The 23,615-nt window shown below is 67.8% G+C and carries 21 protein-coding genes; 13 read left to right on the forward strand and 8 right to left on the reverse strand.

Annotated elements, in window-relative coordinates; all coding sequences use genetic code 11:
* Window positions 1-1,875, reverse strand: a complete 1,875-nt coding sequence (locus tag AC07WC_RS06435; protein WP_495209261.1) for a serine hydrolase domain-containing protein — start codon at window positions 1,873-1,875, stop codon at window positions 1-3.
* Window positions 1,876-2,309: 434 nt separating this feature from the next.
* Here AC07WC_RS06435 and AC07WC_RS06440 point away from each other — a divergent pair, with 434 nt between their 5' ends.
* Window positions 2,310-2,945: a helix-turn-helix domain-containing protein gene (locus AC07WC_RS06440; RefSeq protein ID WP_019183064.1), complete on the forward strand. Its 636-nt coding sequence runs from the start codon at window positions 2,310-2,312 to the stop codon at window positions 2,943-2,945.
* 89 nt (window positions 2,946-3,034) lie between these two features.
* Here the strand turns inward: AC07WC_RS06440 and AC07WC_RS06445 are convergent, their stop codons facing one another.
* Together AC07WC_RS06445 and AC07WC_RS06450 are read right to left on the reverse strand one after the other, a co-directional pair.
* Window positions 3,035-3,496: an SRPBCC family protein gene (locus tag AC07WC_RS06445; RefSeq protein WP_495209262.1), complete on the reverse strand. Its 462-nt coding sequence runs from the start codon at window positions 3,494-3,496 to the stop codon at window positions 3,035-3,037.
* A 2-nt stretch (window positions 3,497-3,498) separates the two neighbouring features.
* Window positions 3,499-3,813: an ArsR/SmtB family transcription factor gene (locus AC07WC_RS06450; RefSeq protein WP_495209414.1), complete on the reverse strand. Its 315-nt coding sequence runs from the start codon at window positions 3,811-3,813 to the stop codon at window positions 3,499-3,501.
* Between the two features lie 125 nt (window positions 3,814-3,938).
* Here AC07WC_RS06450 and AC07WC_RS06455 point away from each other — a divergent pair, with 125 nt between their 5' ends.
* Both AC07WC_RS06455 and AC07WC_RS06460 read left to right on the forward strand, forming a co-directional pair.
* On the forward strand, window positions 3,939-4,526 hold the full coding sequence (locus AC07WC_RS06455; RefSeq protein WP_495209263.1) for a TetR/AcrR family transcriptional regulator: 588 nt from the start codon (window positions 3,939-3,941) through the stop codon (window positions 4,524-4,526).
* A 136-nt stretch (window positions 4,527-4,662) separates the two neighbouring features.
* The gene (locus tag AC07WC_RS06460) at window positions 4,663-5,178 is read left to right on the forward strand and encodes a hypothetical protein (RefSeq protein ID WP_495209264.1); all 516 of its coding nucleotides are present in this window, start codon (window positions 4,663-4,665) and stop codon (window positions 5,176-5,178) included.
* A gap of 13 nt (window positions 5,179-5,191) precedes the next feature.
* Here the strand turns inward: AC07WC_RS06460 and AC07WC_RS06465 are convergent, their stop codons facing one another.
* Window positions 5,192-6,190: a helix-turn-helix domain-containing protein gene (locus AC07WC_RS06465; RefSeq protein WP_495209265.1), complete on the reverse strand. Its 999-nt coding sequence runs from the start codon at window positions 6,188-6,190 to the stop codon at window positions 5,192-5,194.
* A gap of 360 nt (window positions 6,191-6,550) precedes the next feature.
* Here AC07WC_RS06465 and AC07WC_RS06470 point away from each other — a divergent pair, with 360 nt between their 5' ends.
* The 9 genes from AC07WC_RS06470 to AC07WC_RS06510 all read left to right on the forward strand — a co-directional run bounded on the left by AC07WC_RS06470 (window position 6,551) and on the right by AC07WC_RS06510 (window position 17,142).
* Window positions 6,551-9,127 (forward strand): TonB-dependent receptor plug domain-containing protein, encoded by a 2,577-nt coding sequence (locus AC07WC_RS06470; protein ID WP_495209415.1) that lies wholly within the window; start codon window positions 6,551-6,553, stop codon window positions 9,125-9,127.
* 11 nt (window positions 9,128-9,138) lie between these two features.
* Window positions 9,139-9,714, forward strand: a complete 576-nt coding sequence (gene msuE, locus AC07WC_RS06475; RefSeq protein ID WP_495209266.1) for an FMN reductase — start codon at window positions 9,139-9,141, stop codon at window positions 9,712-9,714.
* Between the two features lie 182 nt (window positions 9,715-9,896).
* Window positions 9,897-10,259 carry a DUF3088 family protein gene (locus AC07WC_RS06480; protein ID WP_495209267.1) on the forward strand — a complete coding sequence of 121 codons (363 nt, stop codon included), beginning with the start codon at window positions 9,897-9,899 and terminating at the stop codon, window positions 10,257-10,259.
* Window positions 10,260-10,273: 14 nt separating this feature from the next.
* Complete coding sequence (locus AC07WC_RS06485; protein ID WP_495209268.1) at window positions 10,274-11,269, forward strand: MsnO8 family LLM class oxidoreductase; 996 nt, start codon at window positions 10,274-10,276, stop codon at window positions 11,267-11,269.
* A gap of 15 nt (window positions 11,270-11,284) precedes the next feature.
* On the forward strand, window positions 11,285-12,628 hold the full coding sequence (locus AC07WC_RS06490; RefSeq protein ID WP_495209269.1) for an LLM class flavin-dependent oxidoreductase: 1,344 nt from the start codon (window positions 11,285-11,287) through the stop codon (window positions 12,626-12,628).
* A gap of 12 nt (window positions 12,629-12,640) precedes the next feature.
* On the forward strand, window positions 12,641-13,852 hold the full coding sequence (locus AC07WC_RS06495) for a M20 aminoacylase family protein (protein WP_495209270.1): 1,212 nt from the start codon (window positions 12,641-12,643) through the stop codon (window positions 13,850-13,852).
* Entirely contained in the window at window positions 13,849-14,394 is a 546-nt protein-coding gene (locus tag AC07WC_RS06500) for a GNAT family N-acetyltransferase (RefSeq protein WP_495209271.1), read from the forward strand. The genes AC07WC_RS06495 and AC07WC_RS06500 overlap by 4 nt, the downstream gene beginning before the upstream one ends.
* Complete coding sequence (locus tag AC07WC_RS06505) at window positions 14,391-16,136, forward strand: amino acid ABC transporter permease/ATP-binding protein (protein WP_495209272.1); 1,746 nt, start codon at window positions 14,391-14,393, stop codon at window positions 16,134-16,136. Before AC07WC_RS06500 ends, AC07WC_RS06505 begins: the two co-directional genes overlap by 4 nt.
* A 31-nt stretch (window positions 16,137-16,167) precedes the next feature.
* Window positions 16,168-17,142 carry an ABC transporter substrate-binding protein gene (locus AC07WC_RS06510; protein WP_495209273.1) on the forward strand — a complete coding sequence of 325 codons (975 nt, stop codon included), beginning with the start codon at window positions 16,168-16,170 and terminating at the stop codon, window positions 17,140-17,142.
* Window positions 17,143-17,160: 18 nt separating this feature from the next.
* Here the strand turns inward: AC07WC_RS06510 and AC07WC_RS06515 are convergent, their stop codons facing one another.
* The 4 genes from AC07WC_RS06515 to AC07WC_RS06530 all read right to left on the reverse strand — a co-directional run bounded on the left by AC07WC_RS06515 (window position 17,161) and on the right by AC07WC_RS06530 (window position 22,590).
* On the reverse strand, window positions 17,161-20,280 hold the full coding sequence (locus AC07WC_RS06515) for a galactose-binding domain-containing protein (RefSeq protein WP_495209274.1): 3,120 nt from the start codon (window positions 20,278-20,280) through the stop codon (window positions 17,161-17,163).
* A gap of 102 nt (window positions 20,281-20,382) precedes the next feature.
* Complete coding sequence (locus tag AC07WC_RS06520; RefSeq protein WP_495209275.1) at window positions 20,383-21,276, reverse strand: SDR family NAD(P)-dependent oxidoreductase; 894 nt, start codon at window positions 21,274-21,276, stop codon at window positions 20,383-20,385.
* Between the two features lie 35 nt (window positions 21,277-21,311).
* Window positions 21,312-21,842, reverse strand: coding sequence for a hypothetical protein (locus AC07WC_RS06525; RefSeq protein WP_495209276.1), 531 nt, complete (start codon window positions 21,840-21,842; stop codon window positions 21,312-21,314).
* Window positions 21,843-21,852: 10 nt separating this feature from the next.
* The gene (locus AC07WC_RS06530) at window positions 21,853-22,590 is read right to left on the reverse strand and encodes an SDR family oxidoreductase (protein ID WP_495209277.1); all 738 of its coding nucleotides are present in this window, start codon (window positions 22,588-22,590) and stop codon (window positions 21,853-21,855) included.
* A gap of 114 nt (window positions 22,591-22,704) precedes the next feature.
* Here AC07WC_RS06530 and AC07WC_RS06535 point away from each other — a divergent pair, with 114 nt between their 5' ends.
* Window positions 22,705-23,610 (forward strand): LysR family transcriptional regulator, encoded by a 906-nt coding sequence (locus tag AC07WC_RS06535; protein WP_495209278.1) that lies wholly within the window; start codon window positions 22,705-22,707, stop codon window positions 23,608-23,610.
* The last annotated feature ends 5 nt before the right edge of the window (window positions 23,611-23,615 follow it).

Below are 23,615 nucleotides of genomic sequence, written 5' to 3' on the forward strand. Positions count from 1 at the left end.
TCAGTAGTTGAGTGCGAAGTCGGCCAGGCCCATCAGGACCAGGGCATAGGCAAGCACGCAGGCCGAGATCAGCAGCAGCACCGCCCACAGGCGCGCCAGCCAGCCGCGTCCGGCGCGGAAGGTCTGCACCAGGTTCCAGGCAGTGGATCCGATCCCGCCGATGATCGCGATCAGCGAGGCGATGCCCAGCCCGATCACCGCCGGATCGAGTCGATCATCCAGTCGCGCGAAATCCGCCGAGGCCCAGGCCATCACCGCCATCGCCACGGCGGGCACCAGCAGCATGAACCAGCAGGCGACGCGGCTCAGGCGATACGCCAGCAGCGTCCGCCGCGGCCAGCCGAGGACGCGGCCGTGACGGCGGCGCACGAATGCGGCGATCGGCCAGGCCAGCGCGGCGAGCGCAAGGATCGCCACCGCCGCGGTCAGCACCGGCTTGAGCCACAGCGCGGAGCGATAGCCTTCCGCGCGCAGGAACACGTTGAACGGTGACGAAGAGTCCACCGCGAAGCCGACCGGCTTGCCGTCCTTGAGGATGGCGCCCAGGCGCAGTTCGCTGTCGCGCGCCTGCCACAGCCACGGTGCGATCGGCTTGAAGGTGGTGGGCTGCCCATTGGGCTGCTTCATGCGCGGCAGGCGCAGGCTGCCATCGTCGAGGGCCTCCAGGCGCGTCTGGGTGAGGATGCCGGTGCGGCCGATGCCGGTTTCGGCGCGGCGCGAATCGAGGTAACTCGGCGCGGCCAGCAGGCGCGCCTGTTCTTTGGCCAGTGCGGCGTCGACCACCGGCGCCGCGGTCGCAGCGGGAGCCGGGAAGTAACGGTCGGCGAAGTTCTCCAGCAGCTCCAGCCGGATCGGACCGGTGATGCCGTTGGCGCCGGCGCTGTTGAGTGAGATGAACAGGCCGACATCGTGGTCGCGGAACAGGAACAGCTGCGAATGGAACGAATAGGTGTCACCGGCGTGCGAGACCACGCGCTGGCCGTTGACGTCGATCTCGTAGAACCCGAGCGCCATGGTGTTCAGCGGCGGCGCGAAGCGGGTCTGCGGGGTCAGCATCAGCTGGCTGGTCGCCGCGGTCAGGATCGGGCTGTCACGGCCGCCCGCCGCACTCAGGTGCGCGATCATGAAGCGCGCCATGTCGCTGCCGGTGGCCGATAGCGCACCGGCCGGGGCGGACGGGGTGACCTCAAAGTCACGCGGCTTGCCCGAGCCCAGCGCATAGCCGTTGCTGACCAGGGCGCGCAGCGCCGGCGGCAACGGCTGGCGGAAGCTGGCGTGCTGCATCTGCAGCGGCACGAAGATGTGCTGTTCGACGTACTCGGCGAACGGCTGGCCGGACACGCGCTCGACGATGTAGCCGGCCAGGCTGGTGCCGTAGTTCGAATACGCGGGCACGGTGCCCGGCGCGAAGATTTGCGCCGGTACGCGGCGCTTGAGGTAGGGGCCCAGTTCGATGCCGCCGGCCTCGGCCACCGCCTCGCTGGTCCACATGTACTTGATGTTGGCCTCGAAGCCGCCGGTGTGCGTCATCAGCTGCCGCAGCGTGATCGGCAGGCCGCGTTCGGGCACCTTGAAATCCAGGTAGCGGTTGATGTCCGCGTCCAGGTCCAGCTTGCCGGCTTCCACCAGCTGCATCACCGCGGTCCATGTCATCAGCTTGGAGACCGACGCCATCCGGAACAGGGTGCGGTCCGGATCCACCGGCGTCTGCTTCTCCACGTCGGAGACGCCGTAGCCGCGACGGACCAGGATCCGCCCGTCCTTGACCACCGTGACCACGGCACCGGCGATATCGCCGCGCGCGATGGCGTAGGGGACGAAGCCGTCCAGCCAGGTGGTCGCATCCTCCGCGGTCAGCCGGGGAACGGAATCCACGCCGGGCGCAGGGGCGTCCTGGGGTGGGGAGGGTGGCCGCTGTGCACCGGCCTGGAACGACAGCAACAGCCCACAACACAACGCGACAAGTCCTGACAACGCACGCATGTGACGATCCCCTCTGGAACTGGAAGACGAGGCACTCCAAAGCGAACCATCGGAGGGCCAAAAACCATCTCAATCAGACAACAATATTCCTGATTAGAGAAATGTCAAATGCGCGTGATCATCGCTCGATCGCGCCGTGTGGGGGTCAATGTGACGGTTGCGTGCCCTTGCAGACGCCATTCGAGGGCGGTTGGGAACGTTTTCAGGGCATCGATTGCCGCGATAGGAGACGAACGCGACAAGAAACCATCCTGATCAGGATGGCATTCATCTCTACGTAGTATCGTATCCACAACTTCACCAGCAATAGCCCAAAGGTCCTGTCGATGAGCCCGAAAAGCCCGACGCTCGGAACCCTGCTGCGCGGCCTGCGCACGCGCCAGGGTTGGACGCTCAAGGAAATGAGCGAACACACCGAAATCCCCCTGTCCACGTTGTCGAAGATCGAACACGATCGCCTGACGTTGACCTACGACAAGCTGCAGCACCTGGCGCAGCGCTTGAACCTGCGCATGTCCGAGCTGTTTTCCGAGCCGGATTCGGACAGTGCGCCCAAGCCGGTCACCGCCCGGCGCAGCCTCGGCTCGCTCGACAAAGCGCTGCGAGTACAGACCGACAACTACGATTACTACTATCTGTGTACGGAACTGCGCCGCAAGCGGATGATTCCGATCCTGACCAAGGTGCGGGCCAAGACCACCGCCGAGTTCGGCGAACTGGTCCGCCACCCGGGCGAGGAGTACGTGCACGTGATGGAAGGCCGCATCCAGGTCCACACCGAGTTCTACGATCCGGTGGTATTGGAGACCGGGCAGGGCATCTACATCGACAGCCAGATGGGCCACGCCTACATCGTCGATACCGGCTGCGAGGAAGCGGTGCTGCTGGCGGTCTGCGCCAGCGCCGACGAGGATCTGATGGAATCGCTGATCACCCTGCATGAGCAGGAGGGCGGGGTCTGATCACGGCATGGCGGACGGCGCGCCGCTGCCAGCATGTTCAACGAAAAGGGCGCCTTGGGCGCCCTTTTCTTGTGAGGTCCGCCAAGCGCTCAGGGCAGTGGCCTGGCAAAGACATCCATGCCCTTGCCGGTCTCCAGCAGCGATTTCAGGCTGGACAGCACCAGCGGCCAGCCGCTCCGGATGCCGGTATCCATGCTGCTGCCCGGTTCCAGATCGTCGTGCGTCACGGTAAGCCGCACCATGCCGTCATACGGCACGATATCGAAGGTCACCCTGCTGTACCGCTGCGGGTCGTCCGCCTGCGATGCCGCCGCCCAGGTGATCACCAGGCGCGAGGGCGGGGTGCATTCAACCACCTCGCCGACCAGCTCGACCTGCCGCGTCTCGTTGGCGCGGACATGCTGCCAACGTGAGCCGGGCGTCCAGTCCGATACGTTTTCGTGGCCCCAGTAGGTGCGGGCGATCTCCGGCCGGGTGATGGCGTCGAACACGTTCCCGGCGGTGGAGGCGATATAGATCACATGAATGAAGCGCGTTGACGCGGATGACATGGTCATTCTCCTTCCAGTTCCTTTTTCAGGTCATGCAGCAGGCTGAGCCGCTGATGCTCGAACTTGCGTACCCACCGCTCGTAAACCTCGTGCAGCGGCACGGGGTTGATGAAGTGCAGCTTTTCGCGCCCGCGCCTGACCGTGCTGATCAGGTTGGCGTCCTCCAGCAGACCCAGGTGCTGGGTGACCGACTGCCGCGCCATCTCCAGATGCATGCACAGCTGCCCCAAGGACTGGCCATTGGTCTGGCAGAGCGCATCCAGCAGTTTTCGACGGGTGGGGTCGGCCAGCGCCTTGAACACCTTGTCTGCATCCATTTCCGTTTCCGTTGCGGCATTCATCGCGGTCGATAATAGGCAGGTAAATACCTGCATGTAAAGCCTGGGAGTGCCCTCGCTGAAAATGCTTGACCGGGAAATCTACCAACTAGTAGAGTGGCGGCATGAAAGAGCCACTCTCCCCCAAAGCCACTGAAATCGTTGGCCATGCCCGCTCACTGCTGGAGAGCGGCGGCTACAACGGTTTCAGCTATGCCGACATCGCCGCGCGGGTGAACATCAGCAAGGCCAGCATCCACCATCATTTCCCCAGCAAGGCGGAACTGGTCCGGGTGGTGGTGGCGCTCTACCGTGCCGAGGCGCGCGAGGGCCTGGCCATCCTGGACCGGCAACTGGCCGATCCGCTGGGTGAGCTCAATGCGTACGTCGACTACTGGTCCAGCTGCATCCGCGGCGGCACCTCGTCGTTCTGCATCTGCGCGATGCTCGCGGCTGAGCTGCCGCTGCTGCCGGCCGAGATCGTGGCAGAAGTGCGCGGACACTTCGACGATCTGACCGGCTGGCTGACCACGGTTCTGGAAAAGGGCGCCGCGCAGGGGCAGCTCCGCCTGCAGGGGCCTGCCGCCGACGAGGCGCGGGCCTTCATGGCCTCGGTGCATGGCGCGATGCTGGCGGCACGCGGCTTCGCCGATCCCGGCACCTTCCAGACCCTGGGCGAGCTGTCCATCGCCCGGCTGACCCGCGTGGCCTGAGACCCAGGAAGATCGCCTGGACAGCGTTCTCCCTTTTTTTGTTTGTAATGCCTACCTACTGGTAGGTAGCTTTCCGCATCGCCTGGCCGCTTTTTCCGACCGCCCCTGCTTCCATGACCGTTCCGTGAGGTTTCCCATGAGTCACTCCCTTTCTGCGCTGGGCGTCGTGCACACCGCGCTCAGCCTGATCCCGCTGCTCGCGGGCATCCATGCCTTCGTACGGCACGGTGCCATCACCCCCGCCACGCGCTCGGGCAAGGTCTATCTGCTCGGCCTGGTGCTCTCGGTGATCACCTCCTTCGGCGTCTCCAGCACTGGCGGGCTCAATCCGGGGCACGCGTTCGGCATCGTCATCCTGCTGATCGCACTGGGGGGCATCCTGGTACCGCGGATATCCCTGCTGGGGCGACTCAGGCCTTACCTGGCCACCTTCGCGCTTTCATTCACCTTCCTGCTGTCGCTGGTCCCGGGCACCAATGAAACCCTGACCCGCGTGCCGCTCTCGCATCCGATCGCGCCCGCGCCGATGGCGCCGGTGGTGCTCGGCACGCTGCTGGTCTGGCTGGTGCTGTTCGTGATCGGCTTCGGTGTGCAGTGCTGGCGGATCCATCGGCGCCCGGTTGAGACCGGCAGTGGCCAGCCGGCCGGCTGATCACGCCAGGAGGTCAGCAGCCCGGACCACGTGCGGTAGCCGCCTCGCGATGGCGATCGCGGTACAGCGTCGGGCTCAGCGCGGTCTGCCCACGGAAATGCCGGCGAAACGATTCCTGCGAGCCGAACCCGGCCTGCTCGGCCACCCACTGCAGCGGTCGATCCGTGGTTTCCAGCAGGTCGCGCGCATAGGCCACGCGTTCGCGGATCAGCCAGTCGATCGGTGACAGTCCGGTGGCCTCCAGGAACTGCCGCTGCAGCGTGCGCTGGCTCAGCGAAGCCTGCTCGGCGAGGCTTCGCAGTGAGTGCTCATCGCGCAGGTGGCGGCGGATCCATTCCATCAACCGTGCCAGCCGCGTGGGCTCCCCCTGCGGGATCGAGCGCACCAGGCGCTGGCTGCGATCCGCATCGCGCCATGGCGACAGCACCAGCCGTTCGGCCACCAGATTGGCCACGCGCGCGCCGTAATCCTTGCGGACCAGGTGCAGCATCATGTCCATGCCGGTGGCCGAGCCGGCCGAGGTGATGATGCTGCCTTCGTCGACGTACAGCACATCGTCGCGCACGCTGATGAGCGGAAACTCCCGCGCCAGGGTGTCGGTCAGGCGCCAGTGGGTGGTGGCGCTGCGGCCATCGAGCAGGCCGGCCCATGCGAGCACGAAGGCCCCCGAACAGATCGAGGCGATCCGAGCGCCGCGCTGGTGGGCGCGGATGATCGCCTCCAGCAGCGGCTGCGGGGGGCGCTCGGCGGGGTTGCGCCAACCGGGAACCACGATGGTGTCGGCGTGATCCAGTGCCTCCAGCCCGTGGGGCAGGTGCACCTGCGCACTGCCGAGCATCTGCAGCGCGCCGGGTTCGGCAGCGCATAGCCGGGTGCTGTACCAGGCCACCTCCAGCTCGGGGCGGACCGGCGCGAACAGGCCCACCGCACAGCCGAATTCGAACAGCCCCTGGCCATGGCAGGCCACGATGGCGATGGTGGGAGCGGCGTGGAGGTCAGGGCGGTCATGCATCGCTCGATGCTAATCGGTGGCCCGCGGCCGGGTGTGCTCCGCTCTGAATAAGGTCATTACCGGCGGTGATCTGCCAGCAGGATCCGCTCGCGATCCGGTGCTAACCACATCACCAACCGGCATATCCGTGGCGCGATGTTGCGGCTGCGTGACGCCTGGATGGCTGTCGCCGGATCCGCGCAGGCCCTTGAATGGAGGCCTGTTCCCGATCAGGCCCTGAGATGCCGCCGATGCCTTCGTCGCGATGTTGCCGGTGCCTGGGCGATCCGCCCAACGCACGTTGATGCCCTGCGACGCGACGTCGCGGAGGTGACCGTCCTCCTTCTACCAAGAGCCCCCATGTCTCCTGTCCCCCGCTCCCTGCCTGCGGCCCACGTGCCGATGCTGTCCTCCCTCGCCGCATTGATCGCGCTGTCCCTCGCTGCCGGAGGCGCGCGGGCCGCGGGTCCGGATACACCGCCGGATGCGGTGGTCAGCGCCGGCGTCACCGCTGCGTCCACCCTGGATGCAGTGGTCGTCACCGGGTCGCGCACCAGCACGCGTACCGTCAAGAACAGTTCGACCCCGATCGATGTGATCTCCGCTGAAGACCTGGCCTCGACCGGGCAGGCCAACCTGCTGGAAGCGTTGCAGCGCAGCCTGCCGTCGCTGAGCCAGATCGGCGGCTACCAGAGCGATCAGGAGAGCCTGATCCGCGGCTATCAGCTGCGCAACCTCTCGCCGGGCTACACATTGGTGCTGGTCAACGGCAAACGCCGCAACGCCAGCGCCTATGTCAGCGGTGCGAACGGCGGTGGCTATCCGGGCCATGCCTGGACCGACCTGGCACTGATCCCGGTCGCGGCCATCGATCACATCGAAGTGCTGCGCGATGGGGCGTCGGCGCTGTATGGCTCGGACGCGATCACCGGCGTGATCAACGTGATCCTCAAATCCAACGCGCAGGGCGGCGACGTCTCCATCGAGAGCGGGCAGAGCATCGATGGCGACGGCAGCCGCACCAGCGTGCGTGCCAACGTGGGGCTGCCGTGGGGCCAGGATGGCTTCATCAACCTCTCCGGTGAGAGCACCCGCCAGCACCATGCGATCCGTACCCGGCGCTATATCGATGGCTACCTGAGCTATCCGGCGGTGGATGCGAACGGCAATCCGGTGGCGCTGCGTCCGAACAACCGGCTGCCAGCAGGGGCCACGCCCAGCCCGGCCGAAGCTGCACGCAACCCGGAAGCCAATACCATCCTGAGCTCGCCGTCGTATGCGCTGCGCGCATTCGCGGTGAACGTGGGCCACGGCCTCGGCGAGAACGCGCAGTTCTACGCCAACGCCACCGCCAGCGACCGCACCGCACAGGCGATCCAGAACTTCCGCCTGCCCGCGACGATCTTCGGGACCTACAAGGCGCCGAGCGTGCTCAGCGTGTGGCCGGACGGTTTCCTGCCGGTGCTCGAGACCAAGGAAGCGCAGTACACGGGTACGGCCGGGGTCAAAAGCCACTGGGGCGGCTGGGACGTGGACGCCAGCGTGACCGGCAACCGCAATACGGTGCGCACCTATACGCGCAACTCGGCGAACTTCTCGCTGGCGTATCCCGGGGCGCCGACGGATTTCTATGACGGCAAGCTGGATTACCAGCAGGGCATCGCCAATCTGGACCTGCGCCGTGGCTTCGACGTGGCAGCATTCGCCTCGCCACTGGAGGTCAGTGCCGGTGCCGAGTACCAGCACGAGCGCTACGAGCGCGGAGCAGGGCAGTGGGAGTCCTACACCGGCTTCGGTGCGGCGGCTTTCGTGGGGTATTCCACGGCCGATGCGGTCGAGGCCACGCGCAACAGCAAGGCGGTGTACGTAGGGGCGGCGACCAACGTCACCTCGCGCTGGTACCTGGACGCGGCCGCGCGCTGGGAGGATCACTCCGATTTCGGCAGCGTCTCGACCGGTCGCTTGACCACCCGCTTTGATGTCACCGACGCATTCGGTGTACGTGCCACGGTCAGCAACGGGTTCCATGCGCCCAGCCTCGGCGCGCAGTACTACCAGGCCACCGGCAGCTGCCCGTGCGGCACTACGCTGGTGGCGCAGGTCTCTTCGCCGGCTGCGCTGGCGCTGGGTGCCACCCCCCTGCAGCCGGAGAAGGCCGACAACTACAGTCTGGGCGTGACCTGGGATCCGAGCCCGGCGTTCCATCTGGCGCTGGATGCCTACCAGATCGATATCCGTGGCCAGCTCGGGCAGTCCAGCCAGATCGGCTACAACGCCCAGGACCCGGCACGCATCACCGACAACAGCGGCACCGTGCTGACCGCCGCGCAGAAGAACACCATCGATGCCCTGCTCGGTACCGCCGGGATCAGCATTCTTCCCGGCGATGCGTTCTATGCCAGCTACTTCACCAACGTCGGCGATACCCGCACGCGGGGCCTGGAGCTGACCCTGGAGGCCAACCAGGAAACCGACTGGGGCAAGCTGCGCTGGAGCTATGCGGCGAACGTAGGGCGCACCACGATCCAGAACGTGCGCGACATCCCCGCGGTGCTGCAGGGCCTGCCCAACATCAACCTGCTGACCCGCTCCAGCGAGTACGCACTGCGCTTCCGCACCCCCGCCTATACGCAGGTGGCCGGCCTGGGCTGGCAGCAGGGGCGCTGGCGCTCGAACCTGGATTTCACCTACTACGGCCCGATCAAGCGGCTCAACAACGGGGTGGAGTACAAGCAGCCGCCGGTGCTGGTGACCAATCTGTCCGGCAGCGCGGATCTCGGGGGCGGCTGGAGCGCCGCGCTGGGCATCAACAACCTGTTCGACGAACGCACCCGCAAGGTGCCCGAGTACGCACGCAGCGCCACCGACGTGGCCAGCATCGAGACCACCTGGGACACCGGCGACGTGCTGAGCACGATCGGCGCGTTCTGGTACGGACGCATCAACTACCGCTTCTGAGGGAGATAGGCATGTCCACCGCTCTGAACGTCGTCGCGCTGATCGGGTCGCCGACCAGCTCGGCCACTTCGCGCACGCTGCTGCTGGTGCGCCACCTGCTGGAAGAACTGCGGCTGCATCTGCACATCGACGTGCAGGTGGTCGAGCTGGCGCCGATCGCGCGCTCGCTCGGCCAGGCACTGGCCCGCAGCGAAGTGGAGCCACGCATCGAACAGGCCCTGCAGCGGATCGAAACGGCCGACCTGCTGATCGCGGCCACGCCGGTCTACCGCGGCTCGTACCCGGGGCTGTTCAAGCACCTGATCGATTTCATCGGGCTGGAGGCCTTGATCGACACCCCCGTGCTGCTGGTGGCCACCGGCGGCAGTGAGCGGCACGCGCTGGTGATCGATCATCAGTTGCGGCCGCTCTTCAGTTTCCTGCAGGCGCACACGCTGCCGATCGGGGTGTACGCCACGCCCGCGGACTTCGAGGACACCCAGGTCAGCAGCCCGGCGCTGCTGGCACGGATCCAACTGGCCGCGCAGCGGGCGGCCGGCCACCTGTCGCCGACGGCGGTGCGCGCGCCACTGCGCCGGATCGCATAGGGCGCAACGGTGCGCCTTCTGGCGCGGCCATAACCCCAGGCCCTGTGCTTATTGCCAACGCGTATTTGCCTGGCGTGATCCGACCGCCGATTGTCGATTTGCGACGCAGGCAACGCCGCCGCCTTCTCTAGCATCGACTGTCCAACGGCACGCTGCTGCCGGCCATGACGAGGACAACCCCTGTGTCTGCACACGCCCCCGACAAGCCGATCCTGTTCCTGCTGGATCGCGAATTCGAAGACGGCCAGCTGCCTGGCCAGCGCTTCTTCTGCCGGCACAGCCTGCTGCTGGAAGGTGCGCTGTCCAGCATCGAAGGGCTGGATCAGCAACTGGATGTACGTCGCATCGGCTTCGCCCGGCCGCGCCGCGAAGTGATCGCCGAAATCGGCGAGCACGACCAGTCACTGCCCAAGCTGGTGCTGCCGCAGGGCGTGCATTCCGCGCATGCCAATGCAGCGCATCACGACCGTCAGGTCATCTCCGGCGCCGAGCCGATCCTGGCCGCGCTCAACGGGTTGCTCGGCATCCCCGTGGCCCATCCCTGAGTGAGGAACGCAGCATGAGCTACCTGATCAGCGTGTTGGACAAGAGCCCGATCGGCGAGGGCGGGTCGGCCGAGCAGGCATTGCGCGACAGCCTGCGCCTGGCCCAGCACGCCGAGCACCTGGGTTATCACCGTTACTGGTTCGCCGAACACCATGCCACTGCGCAGCTGGCCAGTCCCGCACCGGAAGTGCTGGCCGCCTGGGTGCTGGCGCAGACCCGCCGCATCCGCGTCGGCACCGGCGGTGTGATGCTGCGCCACTATGCGCCGTACAAGGTGGCGGAGACCTTCAATCTGCTGGCCAGTCTCGCCCCCGGACGGGTCGACCTGGGCATCGGCAAGGCGCCCGGCGGGCTGCCGGCCTCGACCGCCGCGTTGGCGGCCGGCCGCCCGCCGGTGGGGCCGTTCGAGCAGCAGCTGCTGGATCTGGAGGGCTTCCTGTCCGGCAGCCTGCACCCCGGGCATCCACATGCGGCCGCGCAGGCCCGCCCGATCCCGCAGACGCCGCCGGAGCGCTTCCTGCTGGGTGCCAGCCCGCAGAGCGCACGGCTGGCGGCCGAGCTCGGATGGCGCTTCGTGTACGCCGCACATTTCGATGGCGACCCGCGCAGCATCGAGGCGGCGTTCAATGCCTACCGCGCGGTGTCCACGCAGGCGCCGCTGCTGGCCACCGTCGCCTTCGCCGCGCCGACCGCCGACGCCGCCGCGCGCCATCTGGGCGCGCTGCGCATCTACAAGCTGCACCTCGCCCCGGGGCAGACGGTGAACCTGCCCAGCCCCGAGGCGGCGGCGGAATACGCGCGTCAGGTTGGCGTCTCCGATTACCGCATCGAAGAAACCCATCCCAGCGTGCTGGCCGGCGATGCACACCACGTGCGCCGCGCGCTGGATGACCTGCACCGGCAGTTCGGCGTCGGCGAATTCATCCTCGATGCGCCCGTCGCCGACCTCGATGCACGCCTGACATCCCTTGAACTGCTCTCGCCCGCGCCCCGCGCGGCGGTGGCCTGACCCCTGGAGATCACCATGAGCAAAACCCCACGCCCCATTCCGTTCGGCATCATGCTGCAGGGCCCCGGCAGCCACATGCACGCCTGGAAGCATCCTTCCAACGCGCCCGATGCCAGCGTCAACCTCGACTTCTACATCGACGTGGCCCGGACCGCCGAAGACCATGGCATCGCCTTCGGCTTCGTGGCCGACGGCCTGTACATCAACGAAAAATCGATTCCGCATTTCCTCAATCGCTTCGAGCCGATCACGCTGCTCTCGGCCTTGGCCACGGCCACGAAGAAGATCGGCCTGGCCGGCACCTTGTCCACTTCCTACAGCGATCCGTACACGGTGGCCAGGCAGTTCGCCTCGCTGGACCTGATCAGTGGCGGCCGGGCCGGCTGGAACGTGGTGACCTCGCCACTGGAAGGCTCCGGCCGCAATTACGGCCGGCCACATCCGGAACACGCCCTGCGCTACCAGATCGCCGACGAGTACCTGGAGGTGGTGCAGGGCCTGTGGGACTCCTGGGATGACGACGCCTTCGTGCGCGACCGCGACAGCGGTACGTTCTTCGCGCCGGAGAAGTTCCGCCGGCTGGATCACCAGGGCCGTTTCTTCCAGGTGGAAGGCCCGCTCAACATCCAGCGTTCGCCGCAGGGCCAGCCGGTGATCTTCCAGGCCGGTGCCTCCGATGACGGCATCGCGCTGGCCGGCAAGTACGCCGATGCGGTGTTCACCCACGCGCCTTCGCTGGAGGAAACCCGCGCGTTCACCCAGAAGGTCAAGAACGCCGCCATCGCGCACGGTCGCAGTGCCAGCGACGTCAAGATCTTCCCGGGCATCGGCCCGATCGTGGGCCGCACCGCCGAGGAGGCCGAGGCCAAGTACCAGGCGATCGCCGCGCTGGCCGGGTTGGACGATGCGCTGGCGTACCTGGGGCGCTTCTTCGACCACCATGACTTCACTCAGTACGATCCGGATGCGCCGTTCCCGGCGCTGGGCGAGGTCGGGGCCAATTCGTTCCGCTCCACCACGGACAAGATCAAGCAGGATGCACGCGAGCGCGGCCTGAGCCTGCGCGAGGTGGCCCTGCAGGCGGTCAGCCCGCGGCCGAACTTCATCGGCACCGCCGAGCACGTGGCCGATGAACTGATCCGCTGGTTCGATGCCGGCGCCAGCGACGGTTTCATTCTCGGCTTCGCCGCGCAGCGGCAGGGGTTGGATGATTTCGTGGGCCAGGTGCTGCCGATCCTGGAGGCGCGCGGCTACCACCGTGGCACGCTGGAGGGCGTCACCCTGCGCGACCATCTCGGCCTGCCACGCAAGGCCAGCCGCTACGCGGACGACGTTGCGCCCACGCGCAAGGCGAGCTGAGGGAGGCCTGCGATGAACATCCTGCACCGTCCGCCGCTGGATCTGGACACCGCCGCCACCGGGGTACTGCCGGCGATTGCCGCCCGTGCCGATGAGGCGATCGCGCTGCGCCATGACCTGCACCAGCATCCGGAGCTGGCGTTCGAAGAGCACCGCACCAGTGCCCGCGTGGCCGAGCTGCTGCAGCAATGGGGATATGAGGTGACCACCGGGCTGGGCGGCACCGGCGTGGTCGGCACCCTGCAGCGCGGCCAGGGCAGCCGCCGGCTGGGCCTGCGCGCGGATATCGACGCGTTGCCGATCCACGAGGCGTCCGGGCTGGCCTATGCCAGCCAGCGCGAGGGGCTGATGCACGCCTGCGGCCACGACGGCCATACCGCGATCCTGCTTTCGGCCGCGCACTACCTGGCCCATCACGGGCGCTTCGACGGGACGTTGCAGCTGGTGTTCCAGCCGGCCGAGGAAACCGGCTCGGGCGCCTCGAAGATGATCGCCGATGGTCTGTTCGAGCGCTTCCCGGTCGATGCCATCTACGGGCTGCACAACTGGCCCGGGGTGCCGACCGGCCACTTCGGTTTCGTCGATGGACCGGCGATGGCCTCGGTGGACTGGGCGCGCCTGAAGGTGATCGGCAAAGGCGGCCACGGCGCGGAACCGCAGGGCAGCGTCGACCCGATCCTGGTGGCCGCGCACATCATCACCGGGCTGCAGAGCGTGGTGGCGCGCAACATCGATCCGCGCCAGATGGGCGTGGTCACGGTCGGCTCCATCCACGGCGGCAAGGCGGCCAACGTGATTCCCGATGCGGTGGACCTGACGCTCACCGTGCGCGCTTACCTGCCGGAGGTGCGCGAGACCCTGCGCCGTCGCGTGACCGAGATCGCCGAGCACACCGCGGCCGCCTTCGGCGCGCGCGCCGAGATCGAGTTCCCGCGCGGCTTCCCCAGTGTCATCAACCATCCCGAACAGACCGCGTTCGTGCGCCAGGTGGCGCTGGAGGGCTTTGGCGCGGCGCGCGTGGTCGATGGGTTCGCACCGCGCACCGCCAGCGAGGATTTCGCGTTCCTGCTGCAGGCGCGCCCGGGCAGTTTCGTGTTCGTCGGCAACGGCGACAGCGCACCGCTGCACAGTCCGCGCTATGTCTTCAACGATGCGGCGATCGCGCCGGCGGCCAGCCTCTGGGCGCGGCTGGCCGAGCGCTACCTGGTGGGGGAACCGGCATGAGCGAGCGCTTCGTCTACACCTCCGTGCACGATCCGCTGGCGCGCCCGTTGTTCGATGGCCTGGAGCAGGAGTACGACAGCCGCTACGCCGATGTGCGCCGACGCATCGGTGGCAGTGCACGCGAGGAACTGGAGCGCTATCCGGCCGAGGCGTTCGCCGCGCCGGTGGGGGCGTTCGTGCTGCTGCTGCGCGATGGCCAGGCGATTTCCGGCGGTGCCTTCATGCCGCACCGCGATGCGGACACCGCCGAGTTCAAGCGGATCTGGACGCTGCCCGGCCTGCGCCGCCAGGGCATCGCGCGGCGCGTGCTGCAGGAACTGGAAGACCAGGCGGCGCGGCAGGGCTACCGGCGCGTGTACCTGACCACCGGCTTCCGTCAGCCCGAGGCGGTGGGGCTCTACCTGAGCCACGGCTACGCCGCGCTGTTCGATCTGGACGCCGATCCGGAAACCATCGCGCACCTGCCGTTCGAGAAGCATCTGCCGCTGCAGCCGCAGGCAACCGTGGTCCCGACGACGGCCCTGCAGGGAGTCCATGCATGAGCACACCGTCGCCCACCCTGACCGGGATTCCCGTGCAGGCGCCCGCGCCGGCGCTGCGCATCGTGCCGGCACGGCATCCGTTGCAGGTGTTCGGCACGCTGCTGGCGTTGGCGTTGATCCTGATCGGGTTGCAGTCGGTGCTGGGCAATCCGCGCTGGGGCTGGGGCACCTTCGCCGAGTGGTTCTTCGCCCGGCCGGTGCTGGAAGGTCTGGCCCGTACCCTGTGGCTGACCGCGCTGGGCACCGGCCTGGGCTTCGCGCTGGGCACGCTGCTGGCGCTGGCGCGGGTGTCCGGCTCGCCGTTGCTGTCGGCGGTGTCATGGGGCTATGTATGGTTGTTCCGCTCGATTCCACTGCTGGTGCTGTTGCTGCTGCTCAACAACCTGGGCTATCTGTACAGCACCATCGAGCTGGGCGTGCCGTTCACCGGGATCAGCCTGTTCTCGTATCCGACCACCCAGCTGATCGGTGTATTCACTGCGGCGGTGCTCGGACTGACCCTCAACCAGGCCGCATTCTCGGCCGAGGTGATCCGCGGCGGCATCCTGTCGGTGGACCACGGCCAGTACGAAGCGGCGGCCGCACTCGGGCTGCCGCGTGGCCGGCAGATCCGCCGGATCATCCTGCCGCAGGCCATGCGCTCGATCCTGCCGGGCGCCTTCAACGATGTGATCAACCTGGCCAAGAGCACCTCGGTGGTCTACGTGCTGGCCCTGCCAGAGCTGTTCTACACCGTGCAGGTGATCTACCGGCGCAACCTGGAGGTGGTGCCGCTGCTGATGGTCGCCACGGTCTGGTATCTGGTAATCCTGACGGTGCTGTCGCTGGTGCAGCGGCGCGTGGAGCGGCGGTTCGCGCGTGGCCATCTGCATCGTGAGCGCAGCATCTCGAAAGTTCCGGCCAGATCGCTGGCGTCTTCCCCGGAGGCGGCGCCGCGCGTCATCACCCGGGCCGCCATCGCCGCACCATTCGCCACCGGCAATGGCGCCCCGGTGCTGCTGCAGGGCGTCGGCAAGGCGTTCGGCGACCAGACCGTGCTGGATGACGTGCATCTGGAGCTGAAGGCCGGCAGCGTGACTGTGCTGATTGGTCCGTCCGGTGCCGGCAAATCGACGCTGCTGCGCTTGATCAACCATCTGGAACGCGCCGACCACGGCTTCGTCACCGTCGGTGGGCAACTGGTCGGCTATCGGCGCGAGGGCGACACCCTCTACGAACTGCCCGAGAGCGAGATCCGTCGCCGTCGCGCGGACGTGGGCATGGTGTTCCAGAGCTTCAATCTGTTCCCGCACCTGACCGCGCTGGAAAACCTGATCGAAGCGCCGATCGCGGTGCGCGGGGTGACCCGCGCCCGGGCCGAGCAGCAGGCCCGGGATCTGCTGGAGCGGATCGGGCTGTCGGACAAGGCAGACGCGTATCCGCGCCAGCTCTCCGGCGGCCAGCAGCAGCGCATCGCCATAGCCCGCGCACTGGCGCTGCAGCCCAAGGTGCTGCTGTTCGACGAACCCACCTCCGCGCTCGATCCGGAGCTGGTGTCCGAAGTGCTCAGCGTCATCGAGGAGCTGGCGCGCTCGGGCACCACGCTGGTCATCGTCACCCATGAACTGGGTTTTGCCCGCCGCGTAGCCGACCACGTGGTGATGATGGACCAGGGCCGGGTGATCGAGCAGGGTCCGCCCGAGCTGGTCTTCGACCGTCCCCGGCAACAACGCACCGCCGATTTCCTGGCCAAGACGCTGTGATGCGTCCCTAATTCTTCCAGCAGGAACGCCCATGAATGTGCCCCACAAGCGACGTGTCTCCACCAGCACCGTGTTGATCGCGGCCGTGTTCGTTCTCGGCGTCGCCGGGATCGTCTACTCGCGCGTCGGCCAACCGGTCGATGCCGCGCCCGTTGGCGCCAACGTCCTGGCCGGCGCCGACGCACCGGTCCTGGCAGGGACGCCGGATCCGAAGGCCGAGGCGCTGATCCCGGCCGGGTTCCGCTTCGTCACCCCCGGCACGCTGACCGTGGCGACCCATCCGGCGCAGCTGCCTCTGGCCGACTACGGTGCCGACAGCAAGCAGATCGTCGGCGTGGAGCCGGACATCGCGCGGCTGATCGCCGATGGGCTGGGGCTGAAGCTGGTGCTGGTACCGGTAGCGTGGCAGGACTGGCCGCTGGGCCTGCAGTCGGGCAAGTACGATGCGGTGATCTCCAATATCACCGTCACCGAGGAGCGCAAGCGGAAGTTCGATTTCTCCAGCTACCGCTACGACCTGCTCGGCATCTATACCCGCACCGACGGTCCGATCAAGGCGATCGCCACCCCGGCCGATGTCGCCGGCCTGAAGGTGGTGGTCGGTGCCAGCACCAACCAGGACCAGATCCTGCGCCACTGGGACCAGCAGAACATCGCCGCCGGGCTCAAGCCGGTGGAGTACCAGTACTTCGATGATGCGGTGGTCGGCCGGCTGGCGGTGATCACCGGGCGTGCGGATGTCTCCTTCGAGCCCAATGCCACCGGCGCGTACTCCGCGCGCGATGGCAAGGTGCGCCGCGTCGGCCTGTTTCCCGGTGGCTGGCCGGATGCGGCGGCGATCTCGGTGACCACGCGCAAGGGCAGTGGCCTGGCCGACGCGATCACCCAGGCATTGAACACCCAGATCGCCAGCGGCACCTATGCCCAGGCGTTGCAGCGCTGGAACGTGGGCGAAGAAGCGGTGGCGCGTTCGCAGACCAATCCACCCGGATTGCCAAACCTGTGAGGCGGTCCGAGCGCGGGCTCACCAGGTCGCCTCCAGCCGACGGAAGGGCTGCGTGAGCAGTACGCCGCGTGCGTCGTAGTCAGTGACGTTGCGTCCATCCACCCGCACGCTGGTGGGGCGGGTGCGGCTCGGCCACCACACCCGCACCGCGGTGTCCTTGCGCAGTCCCTTGCCCAGCGTGACCTGCAGCGTTCCCTCACGCTGCCGTGCCTGCAAGGCCAGGGTGCCATAGGCGGTCGGCAGGCGATCCACCGCCAGCCCGTCACCGGCCAGCCACGACGGCGGGGTGCCCGGCAGCAGTGACAGTGCGTCATCGTCCTCGCGCATCAGCATCCCGAACAGGGTGCGTCCGTATTCCGCGCCGATCCAGGTATGCGGCATGTCGCCGAGGTAGCGCGGGAAGCGCAGCCGCGAGTGCACCACCTCGGCCAGCACCTGCCACTGCAGCGGGCGGCGGTCGTGCAACAGGCCCTGCAGCAGCTCGTCGGCCGCCTCGGGCTGGTCCAGATGCACGTAGCTCAGCACGTTGCGGATTTCATAGGGTGTGTAGGCGTACAACGCACCCGGCTCGGCGCGCTTGCGTACGTCCTGCAGGTAGCGCGCGAAGGTGGTGCGCAGCGCGTCCGCCGGCAGTACATCCTGCGCGCCGGTGGGGTCCAGCGCGATCGATACGCCGGTCGGGTCGCCGTCACCGAGGTCGGCCGAGGAGGGGATGAAGTCGATGCCCTTCCACGCCATCGTGGCGCGGATCGAGGCGGCCAGCGCGTCGTGCAGGGCGGTGTACTGGTCGCGCGCCCACGCCGCGGTTTCGTGATCGCCCAGCGACTCGGCCAACCACGCACCGTCATGCCAGCCTTTGAGGCCCCAGTAGTCGTCCCAGTAGCTGTGCGTGGGCGAGGGATAGCCCTCGTGGCTGATCGATGGCGCCAGGATCCCGGCGAAGCGTTCGGGGGAGGGCTGGCTGGCCATGTAGCCGGGCACCAGCGTGCGCTCGCGCAGTTCCTGCAGGAAGCGCATCGCCGCCTTCACCTTGGGCAGGTAGGCGCGCACCGACTCCGGGCCGCCATCCAGCCGTGCCACATCCGCGACCAGGGCGATGTACTGGCCCTGGCTGTCGTACTCGATATCCGAACCGAAGCCGGTGTTGACGCTGCCATCGTCGTTGAGGATCGGCGAGACCAGCCCGTTGGCGTGCACGCCGTGCTCGCTGTACCAGGCCAGGTAATCGCGGGCGACCTGGGATTCGCCCATGCGCAGCAGCACCGCCGAGGTGGCCATGCCGTCACGGATGAAGGAGCGGTTGTAGTTGCGCGGGCCGGGCTGCATCGCCGGGCCGGTCTGGTTGATCAGCATGTAGGCGGCCTGCGCGCGCAGCATGTCCACCAGAGAAGGATCGGGCAGGCGCAGGCCGACCTGGCCCAGGCGCGCCTGCCAGTCGTCCGATGCACGTTTGGCCAGGGCGTCGTACGCGGCATCCGGTGCACGCGGCACGCGGGCCAGATCCAGCGCCGGGGCGTCGGGCAGGGCACCGTCCGCCGCAGCGGGCGCCGTGCCAAGCGGGAAGGCGATCACCACCGAGCGGCTGGCACCCGGTGCGAGCTGCATGCGGTAGGCCAGCGCCGCCGAGGCCAGGCCGTCAGCATCGCTTGCCTGCGTGGCGGTGGGCAAGGTGCCGCTGGCGATCGCAGCGGTGATTTCGCTGCTGCCATCCGGTCCGAACGGTGCCGCACCGGCGGCGTCGACGGGCGTCAGGGACTGCAGCAGGGCGCGGCCATTGACGCGCACGCGCTGACCCTCGATGGCGACCTCGCGGACCGGTGACAGGCCACCGTTCTGCCACGGCGGGTTCATCTGCATCGGTCGCACCGCGAGGGTCAAGGTGCCTTCGACGGGCGCGCTGCCGGTGTTGCGCAGGCGGTGACGCACGAAGGTCACCGGCTGTCCGTCGAGCTCGACGGCGAATGCCTCGCTCTGCAGTTCAAGCCCCGGTTGTGGCGACCACGTCGCCGAGGGCATCGGCTTCCAGCCATCGCGCAGCGCGTGCTGCACCGGTTGATCGGCGGCGCCTGCGGCGACACCGTTGGCATTGCGCCAGATCGGCTGCACCAGTGGCGCGCCCTTGAAGGCCTCGATGTTGCCGTACTCATCGAAGATCGATTTCTGCCGCCCGGCATGGATGCCGACCGCGGTCCAATAGGTCTGCTGCAGGTGCAGCGACGCCGGGAACAGCGCGCGCTGCGCACCGCTGGCGGCGATCTGGTAGCGCTTCATCGGCGTCATCACGGCCTTGGGGCCGAGCAGGCGCAGGCGGTCGACCTGCGGGGCATCACCAGTCACCGTCAGCCGCAGCGCCGTGGCGGTCACGGCAGCCGGGCCGGCCAACCAGCTTTGCTGCCGGGTACCGGCCTGCAGGTCGCGCGCAAGATCCACCCAGCGCCCCTGCGCATCACGTGCCTGCAGCCGCGCAGCACCATGCGCGCCGGTCCAGTCCACGGCCAGGCCGGTGGTGGCGACTGCGCGCGGCAACGCGATCTCCAGGACATGCGCACCGTCTTTGCCAAGTGGAACGGCGACCGCCCTGCCGCCCTGCCACAGCGCCGCGGCCTGGGCTGCATCCACGCCAGCCACGCGCGCGCTGGCACTGCGGTCCAGCGGCTCCAGTTCGAAGATCGATACTCCCCAGTCCGAGGTGCGCTCCGGGCTCGCCAGGCGCAGGTAACGGGCCTGGCGCGGTGCGAAGTAGAGCGTCTCGATACCGCCAAGCGAATCGCGCATGGTGTAGGCCGGCTGCCACTGCCGCCCGTCCAATGAGGTCTGCACGGTGTAGCCCTCGGGATTGGACACGTCCCAGGTGATCTGCGCGCCGCTGAGCGTGCTGGGCGTGCCCAGGTCCACCTGGAACCAGTGGCCGGGACTGAAGGCGCCGCCGGTGACCGTCGACGGGTCGCCATCGATCAGGTGGCTGACCGCCATCGCCGGCACCTGCTGCGAGGAACTGCTGGCCTGCCACTGGCTACGCGGTGGCAGGGTCTGCGCAGCCGCGGACAGGCTCACGGCAAGTGCGGTGAAAAGCAGGGTGCCGGCCATGACGCGGCGTGGCCGGTGCCCAACAATCGAACGGTCAACATGCAGCCCCATCAATGCGCTCCTGATCTGAAACGACCGCCGACGGCGGGGGTGGGGCACACGCTAGCAGGGGCTGTAATCGTTTACATGACGCGTCGCAATACTGAACAGGGATCAGGCACGCGGTGAGAGCAGGTCGGCCAGGCCGATCGTCCTGTACATTTCCGTGCGCATCCGGTCGGCTACCGCGTTGACCACCTCGGCCCCGTCCTGCGACGGATCGACATGCACGCGGAAGGGACGCGTGCCATGCGGCAGGCCGACCACACGAACGATCTCACGCGCGACCTGCTCGGGATCGGCATCGGCCGGTTCCAGGCTGGCCAGGCCCTGCAGCGCTTGCTGGGCCACGCCGGCATACGGGCCGTTCTCATACTCGGCGGCGACGGTCGTGTCGTCCGGCGTGCCCGAGTGCGCGAAATGGTTGGTGCCCTGGGTGAAGGCGCCCGGCACCATGATCGTGGTCTCGATGCCCCAGCGCGCCAGCTCGGTCGAGTAGGCCACCGCCAGCGCATCCATCGCGGCCTTCGCGGCGAAGTAGGGTGCCAGGAATGGCGGTGTGCCACCACGCGTGGAGGACGATCCGACCCACAGCAGCAGACACCTGCCGCGCCCCCGCATGAAGGGCAGCGCGGCACGATTGACCCGCTGCGTCCCGAGGACGTTGACGTCGTACTGCTGCATCAGTTGCTCAGGGGTGAACGCTTCGGCCGGTCCGAACACCATGTGGCCGGCATTGTGGATGATCACATCCAGCGTGCCCGCATCGGCGAGTACCCGTGCGATGGCAGCGCTGCTGGAGGCCTCGGACTGCACATCCAGTTCAACGGTACGCAGGTCGGCGCGCTGCTGCGTGGCCCACGCGGCGATCTCGGCAACGCGCGCTGCATTGCGTCCACCGATGTCGCGCATCGAAGCGTAGACGGTGTGACCGGCCTGGGCCAGGGCTTTGGCGGTCATCAGGCCGAAGCCGGAGGATGCGCCAGTGACGAGAATGGTGTGCGACATGGATATCTCCTGATCGAAAAGAGGGGCGTTGAGGGTTACTGCGTGGAAGCGCGCGTGCCGTCGCGCAGGCGCCGGTAGAGCGCGCGGCCCGCGTCCATGTGGGCGGTGAAATCGAAGCCCTGGGCCAGCATCGCGTCCATGTCCCGCGCCGGAATCTGCATGACGTAGCTGTGCGCGTGGGTGACCAGTTCGAACGGCTCCGGACCGAGCTGCGTGGTGCTGAACCACGTGCCCGGATCGGCGTGCCCGCTGCGCAGCACCTGGCCGCGATAGCGCAGTTCCCAGCCGCCATCCAGCAGCACCCAGACATCCTCGCGGCCCTCGGTGGTGGTATTGCCGAGGATGGACGTACCGGCGCTGACCTCCCACTCGCGCGAATGGTCGATCACGTGGCGCAGTTGCGCAGTGCTCAACCTGGCGAAGAACGGCGTGTGTCGCAGCAGGTGCAGATAGGTGATGGAGGGCTTCATGGCGGGGTGTGGGCGTGGTGCGCCTGCGTCGCACGAGGCGGTCATGACGGTCGCGCACAGCAGGGGCAGCAGCACGGCGAGGTGGCGGGGTGACATGCGGGCGGGCTCAGGCCACGCCGCCGTTGGCGCGCAGGATCTGGCCGTTGACCCAGCCGCTGTCCGGCCCGGCGAGGAACGCGACGACACCGGCGATGTCGTCCGGCTGGCCGAGGCGTTCCAGTGGCGGCATCCGCGCGAAGGTGGCGATCTGCTCGTCCGTCTTGCCGTCGAGGAACAGCGCGGTCGCGACCGGGCCCGGGGCCACCGCATTGACCGTGATCGCGCGGCCACGCAGCTCCTTGGCGAACACGTGGGTGAACGCTTCCACTGCGGCCTTGGTGCCGTTGTAGATCGCATAGCCCGGCAGATTCAGGGCCAGCGTGGTGCTGGACAGGTTGATGATGCGGCCGCCGTCGTTGAGGCGTGTTGCCGCCTCGCGCAGGGTGTTGAACACGCCCTGGGTGTTGATCGCGAAGTTCTGCAGATACAGCGCGTCGCTGGTCTGTGCGAGCGGGGCGGTCTTGAGGATGCCGGCGTTGTTGACCAGTACATCGATGCGGCCCAGCTGCTGCTCGACGCTGGTGAACATCGCGCCGACCTGGTCGGCCCGGGAGACGTCGGCCTGGATGGGGATGGCGGACGCACCGGCACGGGTGAGCTCGGCGGCCAGGCCCTCGGCCTCGCCCGCATTGGAGGCGTAATTGAGGGCGACGGCAAAACCGTCGGAGGCCAGGCGGCGGGCGATGGCGGCGCCGATGCCGCGGGAGGCGCCGGTGATCAGAGCGACGCGGGAAGCGGTGGACATGGCGGGGTTTCCTTCAGTGATGGGCACGGAAGGGATGGTGGATCATTCAGCGGGAGGGATAATCCTGCTAAAGTTGCGATCACAATTCCAGTTGCATCAACAATAGGGTCAGTCATGGACCGCTTCCAGGAAATGCAGGTCTTCGTCCGGATCGCCGACCGCCAGAGTTTCACCCTGGCCGCCGAGGACCTGCAGATTCCACGCGCCACGGTGACCAACCTGATCAAGCGGCTGGAGCAGCGCATCGGGGTGCGACTGCTGGAACGCACCACCCGGCAGGTGCGCATGACCCATGATGGCGAGGCCTACTACCACCGCTGCGTGCGCCTGCTGACCGATCTGGAAGAGACCGAAAGCGCGTTCCGCGATGCTCCGCCCAAGGGCCTGCTGCGGGTCAATCTGCAGGGTACGCTGGCCCGGCACGTGGTGATGCCGGCGATGGGCGGATTCCTCGCACGCTATCCCGGCATCACCCTGCACGTGGGTGAGGATGACCGCCTGGTGGACCTGGTCCGCGAGGGCGTGGACTGCGTGCTGCGTGCGGGCGTTCTGCAGGATTCGTCGTTGATCGGACGCCAGGTCGCGCTGCTGGAGCAGGTTACTGTCGCCAGTCCTGCGTATCTGGAGCGCGCGGGCGTGCCGACCGGCCTGGACGATCTGGCGCAGCATTACGCGGTCGACTATGGCCCCGGTGGCGCGCGCTCGGCAGGCTTGGATTTCCAGCGCGATGGTGAGGTGGTGGAGCGGCAGCTGCGGTCGTGCATCTCGGTGACCGGCGCGGACCTGTACACCGGCGCAGCGCTCTCGGGGCTGGGGCTGATCCAGGTGCCGCGCTATCGCATCACGCAGGCCCTGGCCGAGGATCAGCTGCGCATCGTGCTGGCTGACTACCCGCCACCGCCGATGCCGGTGTCCGTGCTTTATCCGCAGAACCGGCAGTTGTCCGCGCGGGTGCGCGTATTCGCGCAGTGGCTGGCTGCGCTGTTCGAGCGCGCGGCCGGCACCGCCGCATCCGGTTGACAGCG

This window comes from Stenotrophomonas sp. GW821-FHT01H02A (genome assembly GCF_059422145.1).